This window comes from Oerskovia sp. Root918, from assembly GCF_001428945.1.
GTDB classification, from domain to species: Bacteria; Actinomycetota; Actinomycetes; order Actinomycetales; family Cellulomonadaceae; genus Oerskovia; species Oerskovia enterophila.
Map to the genome: position 1 here is coordinate 404482 of NZ_LMJG01000011.1, position 6550 is coordinate 411031.

Here is a 6550-nt window from a genome sequence, read left to right on the forward strand (position 1 = left end):
CAGTGACTGCCTCGACCGCCCCCGTCCGACACTTCCTGCGCGACGACGACCTCAGCCCCGCCGAGCAGCGCGAGGTCCTCGAGCTCGGCCTCGGCTTCCGTGAGGACCGCTTCATCCGCACGCCCCTGCGCGGCCCCCAGGCCGTGGCGCTCATCTTCGACAAGCCCTCGACGCGGACGCGCGTGTCGTTCTCGGCGGGGGTCGCCGAGCTCGGTGGGTACCCGCTGACGATCGACGGCGCGACGAGCCAGCTCGGTCGCGGCGAGCCCATCGCGGACACCGCCCGGGTCCTGGACCGCCAGACGTCCGCGATCGTGTGGCGGACGTTCGGCCAGGAGCGCATCGAGGAGATGGCCCGGGTCGCGAGCGTCCCGGTCGTCAACGCGCTGACCGACGAGTTCCACCCGTGCCAGATCCTCGCGGACCTGCTGACGGTCGCCCAGCTGCGCGGCGGCGTCGGCGCCCTGGCGGGCACGTCGCTCGCGTACCTGGGCGACGGGGCCAACAACATGGCCCACTCCTACCTCCTGGGCGGGGCGACCGCGGGCATGCACGTGCGCATCGGCGCACCGGCGCAGTACCTGCCGGACCCGGCGATCGTCGCCGACGCCGAGCGCATCGCCCGCGAGACGGGCGGCTCGGTCCTGGTCACCTCGGACGCGCTCGAGGCCGCGCGAGGGGCCGATGTCGTCGCGACCGACACCTGGGTCTCGATGGGTGACGAGGCGAGCGCCGCCGAGCGCGAGCTGCCGTTCGTGCCCTACCAGGTCAACGCCGCGGTCATGGCCGTGGCGGCGGACGACGCGCTCGTGCTCCACTGCCTGCCCGCGTACCGGGGCAAGGAGATCACGGCCGAGGTCATCGACGGCCCGCAGTCGGCCGTCTGGGACGAGGCCGAGAACCGTCTGCACGCCCAGAAGGCGCTGCTGACCTGGTTGCTGGAGCGATCGTGACGACCGGGGGCCTGGGGCCGGGCAGCGTGCCGACCACCAAGGCGGCACGCCACGCGCGCATCGCCCAGCTCGTCGCGCGGCACGAGATCCACTCGCAGGCAGAGCTCGCCAAGGCGCTCGCGGAGGACGGCGTGAGCGTCACGCAGGCGACGCTCTCGCGCGACCTGATCGAGCTGCGCGCGGAGAAGGTCCGCAGCGCGTCCGGCTCGCTCGTCTACGCGGTGCCGGGCGAGGGCGGGGACCGCTCGGTCCAGGTCGCGAACGACGCCGAGTACGTCGCCGCCCGGCTCGCGCGTCTGTGCGGCGAGCTCCTGGTCTCGGCCGAGTCCTCGGGCAACCTCGTGGTGCTGCGGACCCCGCCGGGGGCGGCGCAGTACCTGGCCTCGGCGATCGACCACTCGGTGTTCGTCGGGGTGCTCGGCACGATCGCGGGCGACGACACGGTCCTGGTGATCTCGCGCGACGTCGACGGCGGCGAGGAGATGGCCGCGCGCTTCCTGGCGCTGAGCAACCCGGTCGGGCCGTCCGCCTCCTGACGGACGACGGCCTGCGGGCTGACAGACTGTGACAGGACACCAGAGGCCGTGACGCGCGCGGGGCCGCCTGCCGCACCCCGCGTCCCCACGGCCGCACACGCACGACAGACAGACAAGAACGACCCCGCCGACGACGAGGGCGACCCGCTCGCCCGGTCGCCGGCGGGGAGAACCCTCGAGGTCCTCGGCCGACGGCCGGGGCCTCGGCCGCCCGCGACGAGACGTCCGGGAGCGGCATCGACCTCGGTACCGGGAGCCTGAACCATGAGCGACGACCTGAACGACAACACCCCTGCGCCCGGGGACGAGCAGCCGGCGGCCGCCGCACCTGCCGCCCCGGTCAGCCTGTGGGGTGGCCGCTTCGCCGGTGGCCCCGCCGAGGCCCTGGCGGCGCTGTCGCAGTCGACGCACTTCGACTGGCGGCTCGCGCAGCACGACATCGCCGGATCCCGGGCGCACGCCAAGGTCCTGGCCGCTGCCGGCCTGCTCGACGAGGACGAGCTCACGGCGATGCTCGAGGCGCTCGACGTGCTCTCGGCAGACGTCGAGTCGGGGGCCTTCCTGCCAGTCCTGGCCGACGAGGACGTGCACACGGCGCTCGAGCGCGGGCTCATCGAGCGCGCAGGGGCCGAGCTGGGCGGCAAGCTGCGTGCGGGACGCTCGCGCAACGACCAGATCGCGACGCTCGTGCGCTCGTACCTGCGCGAGGAGGCCCGCGCGATCGGCATCCTGGTGCTCGACGTCGTCGACGCCCTGATCGAGCAGGCCGAGGCGCACCCGGGCGCACCCATGCCGGGGCGCACGCACCTGCAGCACGCGCAGCCCGTGCTGCTCGCGCACCACCTGCTCGCGCACGCGTGGCCGCTGCTGCGCGACGTCGACCGCTTCATCGACTGGGACGTGCGTGCGGGGCGTTCGCCGTACGGCTCGGGCGCGCTCGCGGGCTCGTCGCTCGGTCTGGACCCGGCGGCCGTCGCGGCGGACCTGGGCTTCGACGGTCCGGTCGAGAACTCGATCGACGGCACGGCCTCGCGCGACGTGGTCGCGGAGTTCGCGTTCGTCTCGGCGATGCTGGGCGTGGACCTCTCGCGCTTCGCCGAGGAGATCATCATCTGGAACACCAAGGAGTTCGGCTTCGTCCGCCTGGACGACGCCTACTCGACGGGCTCGAGCATCATGCCGCAGAAGAAGAACCCGGACATCGCGGAGCTCGCGCGCGGCAAGGCGGGGCGCCTGATCGGCGACCTGACGGGCCTCCTGGCGACGCTCAAGGGCCTGCCGCTCGCGTACAACCGCGACCTGCAGGAGGACAAGGAGCCGGTGTTCGACCAGGTCGACACGCTCAAGGTCCTGCTGCCCGCGTACGCGGGCATGGTCCGCACCCTGACGTTCGACACCGAGCGCATGGCCTCGCTCGCGCCGCAGGGCTTCTCGCTCGCCACGGACATCGCCGAGTGGCTCGTCCGCGAGGGCGTGCCGTTCCGCGTGGCGCACGAGGTCGCGGGAGCGTGCGTGCGCGTGTGCGAGGAGCGCGGCATCGAGCTGTGGGACCTCACGGACGCGGACCTCGCCGAGATCTCGGAGCACCTCACGCCGGGGGTGCGCGACGTGCTGACGGTCGAGGGTTCCCTCGCGTCGCGCGACGCGGTGGGCGGCACGGCCCCTGCGCGCGTCGCGGAGCAGCTCGAGGAGGCGAAGGTCCGCTCGGCGGAGTACCGCTTCTGGGTCCAGGGCTGAGATCGCCGTGAGCGTGAGCGCGGAGGTCCTCGCGGACCTCGTCTCCCGCGTGCACGACGGCGCAGCCCGCCTCGGCGCGGGACGTCCGGCCGGTCCGGGCGTCCCCGCCGGGCCGGGGTGCCGGCTGGTCGTCGTCGACGGGCCCGCGGGCTCGGGCAAGACGACGCTCGCGGCACAGCTGGGCGAGGCGCTGTCCGCGCAGGTGGTCCACATGGACGACTTGTACGAGGGCTGGACCGGGATGACCGCGGGCGTCGGGCGGCTCGTCGAGCAGGTGCTCGACCCGTTGTCCGAGGGCAGGGCGGGGCGCTACCAGCGCTACGACTGGACGCTCGGCGACTTCGCGGAGTGGCACGACGTCCCCGTGGCCCCGTTCCTCGTCGTCGAGGGCTGCGGTGCGGGGGCCCGCGGGATCGCCGACCTGACGACCCTGCTCGTCTGGGTCGAGGCCGACGACGAGGTCCGGCTCGGGCGGGGTCTCGCCCGCGACGGCGAGGACGCGTACGACGCGTGGATCGACTGGATGGTCACCGAGCGTGCGGTGTACGCCGCCGAGGGGACGGCCGAGCGGGCCGACGTCGTGCTCGACGGGTTCGGCGAGCCGGCCCCGCGACCGGCCGTCCCGGCGGACGGCGTCGCGGACGCCTGACTCCGCTGCCGTGGCGCTCGGGCGTCTCGTGGGACGCACCGACGAAACATGCGGGGCGTAGATTGCGGGGGAGACCCGCGCCGAGCCAGGGAGGCCTCCCGTGCCCGAATCCCTCCGATCCGCCACCGCAGACCTCCGTCTCGTGCCCGACCCCGGCGAGCCCGCCCTGGACGTGCCGGCCCGGGGCTGGTTCGCGCGGTCGAGCCTCGAGGTCGCGCGCGACCTGCTGGGGTCGTCGATCACGCACCGCACGCCCGAGGGGGTCGTCACGGTCCGTCTCACCGAGGTCGAGGCCTACGACGGCGAGCGGGACCCGGGCTCGCACGCGTTCCGTGGCCGCTCGGAGCGCAACCGTGCCATGTACGGCGAGCCCGGTCACCTCTACGTCTACCGCCACCTGGGGCTGCACCACTGCGTCAACGTGGTGTGCGGGCCGCTCGGGCAGGCGTCTGCGGTCCTGCTGCGGGCGGGCGAGGTGACCGACGGCGCCGAGCTGGCCCGGGCACGTCGTCTCGCGGTCGGGGTGTGCGACTCTGACCGTCAGATCGCGCGCGGGCCCGCCCGGCTCGCGGTGGCGCTCGGTCTCGACCTCGACCACTACGGGCTGGACGTGACGGACGAGGCGGGCGACGTCGTCGTGCACCGCCACACGCGCACGCTGCGGCCCGCGATCGCGACCGGACCACGCGTGGGCGTGAGCGGCGACGGGGGAGACGCGAGCGTCTACCCGTGGCGGCTGTGGCTCACCGGGGACCCGACGGTCTCGGCCTACCGCCCCGCGTACCGCCGGACGCGCTGAGGCGCGCGGGTCGGCTGGTTCCGGCCCCGGACGTCGTCGGGGGCCGCGACGCGCGGGCGTCCACGCCTCAGGGGAAGTCGGTGCTCGGGGGCAGGACACGGCAGACTAGGACCTCGGGCGCGCGGGACGACGGCGCGCCCCACCCACGCCCTGCGCCGCACCGCGCGCGGGCACGACGAAGGAGATGCAGTGAACGACGTTCTCGACGAGTTGCAATGGCGAGGCCTGGTGGCGCAGTCCACCGACGAGGCCGCGCTGCGTGCTGCGCTGGCCGAGGGACCCGTCACGTATTACTGCGGCTTCGACCCGACCGCGCCGAGCCTGCACCACGGCCACCTGGTCCAGCTCATCCTGCTGCGCCACCTGCAGCTCGCGGGGCACCGGGCGATCGCGCTCGTCGGCGGCGCCACGGGGATGATCGGTGACCCGCGTCAGTCGGGGGAGCGGATCCTCAACACCAAGGACACGGTCGCCGAGTGGACCGAGCGACTCAAGTCGCAGGTCTCGCGCTTCCTCGACTTCGAGGGCGACAACCCGGCCCGCATCGCGAACAACCTCGACTGGACCGGCCAGCTCACGGCGATCGACTTCCTGCGGGAGATCGGCAAGCACTACCGTCTGGGCACCATGCTCGCCAAGGACACCGTGGCGCGCAGACTGAAGTCGGACGAGGGCATCAGCTTCACCGAGTTCAGCTACCAGATCCTGCAGGGCAACGACTACCTCGAGCTCTTCCGGCGGGAGGGCGTCACGCTCCAGACGGGCGGCAACGACCAGTGGGGCAACCTGCTCTCGGGCGTCGAGCTGATCCGCAAGGCCGAGGGCGCGTCGGTGCACGTCCTGACGACCCCGCTCATCACCAAGGCCGACGGGACCAAGTTCGGCAAGACCGAGGGCGGGGCCGTGTGGCTCGACCCCGACATGATGAGCCCGTACGCGTTCTACCAGTACTGGGTCAACGCGGACGACGCCGACGTGGTGGGCTGGCTCAAGATCTTCACCTTCCGCAGCGCGGAGGAGATCGCCGAGCTAGAGCGTGCGGTCGCCGAGCGCCCTGCGGCGCGCGAGGCGCAGAAGGCGCTCGCGGCCGACGTCACCACGCTCGTCCACGGCGCAGCCGCGACCGAGGCCGTCATCGCCGCGAGCCAGGCGCTGTTCGGCCGGGGTGACCTGGGCGCGCTCGACGCGGGCACGCTCGCGGCGGCCGTGGCCGAGCTGCCGCGCACGACGGCGGCTGCCGGCGACACGGTCGTCGACCTTCTGGTGGGGTCGGGCCTGGTGACCTCGAAGGGAGCAGCACGTCGGGCGATCGCCGAGGGTGGGGCGTACGTCAACAACGTCAAGGTGACCGAGGAGGACGCGGTCCTCGGCGCGGAGGACCTGCTCCACGGGCGGTTCGCCGTCCTGCGTCGCGGCAAGCGGACGCTGGCGGTCGCGGCTGCCGAGTAGTCCCTGGACGCGCGGGGCCCGGTGAGCTGTCGACCGGGCCCCGCGGGCTTCCGCAGGCGCGTCCAGCTCCCCGGCGGGACTGCGGTGACCGGCGTCACGACGGCACGGTTTGACCTTCCCGGCAACCTCCACGTAATGTTCTGGATGTCAGCCCGACAGGGAGGAACAGACACCACTGCGAAGCTCTTCGGAGCCGCCGCGAAGTGGCTGGTCCCGCAGGTTGGCTCCTCCGAGAAGTTCAGGTCCTGGATCTGGCGTCTCGTGAGGCAGATCAGCAGAGAGCGTCTCCGCTTCAGCGGTAGACACCAGCTCAGCGGTCTGGTAAGGTAGAGAAGTTGCCCCGAGTGAAGGCCTGGAAACGGGTTGGAGTCGGTGCGTGTCGGTTGCTTGAGAACTCAACAGTGTGCTTGATAGTTAATGCCAATTG

The 6550-nt window shown here is 72.9% G+C and carries 6 protein-coding genes; all 6 read left to right on the forward strand.

The genetic code is table 11. From position 1 onward, the window contains the following. Positions 1-2: 2 nt before the first annotated feature. Positions 3-953 carry an ornithine carbamoyltransferase gene (gene argF, locus ASE27_RS09450; RefSeq protein ID WP_056648928.1) on the forward strand — a complete coding sequence of 317 codons (951 nt, stop codon included), beginning with the start codon at positions 3-5 and terminating at the stop codon, positions 951-953. Next, positions 950-1489 carry an arginine repressor gene (locus tag ASE27_RS09455; protein WP_056648930.1) on the forward strand — a complete coding sequence of 180 codons (540 nt, stop codon included), beginning with the start codon at positions 950-952 and terminating at the stop codon, positions 1487-1489. The genes argF and ASE27_RS09455 overlap by 4 nt, the downstream gene beginning before the upstream one ends. A gap of 264 nt (positions 1490-1753) precedes the next feature. Further along, positions 1754-3226, forward strand: coding sequence for an argininosuccinate lyase (argH, locus tag ASE27_RS09460; protein WP_082608737.1), 1473 nt, complete (start codon positions 1754-1756; stop codon positions 3224-3226). A 13-nt stretch (positions 3227-3239) separates the two neighbouring features. Further along, complete coding sequence (locus tag ASE27_RS09465; protein WP_369800561.1) at positions 3240-3875, forward strand: uridine kinase; 636 nt, start codon at positions 3240-3242, stop codon at positions 3873-3875. A 100-nt stretch (positions 3876-3975) separates the two neighbouring features. Then, the gene (locus tag ASE27_RS09470) at positions 3976-4674 is read left to right on the forward strand and encodes a DNA-3-methyladenine glycosylase (RefSeq protein ID WP_369800560.1); all 699 of its coding nucleotides are present in this window, start codon (positions 3976-3978) and stop codon (positions 4672-4674) included. A gap of 189 nt (positions 4675-4863) precedes the next feature. Then, positions 4864-6123 carry a tyrosine--tRNA ligase gene (gene tyrS / locus ASE27_RS09475; RefSeq protein WP_056648935.1) on the forward strand — a complete coding sequence of 420 codons (1260 nt, stop codon included), beginning with the start codon at positions 4864-4866 and terminating at the stop codon, positions 6121-6123. Positions 6124-6550: the final 427 nt, after the last annotated feature.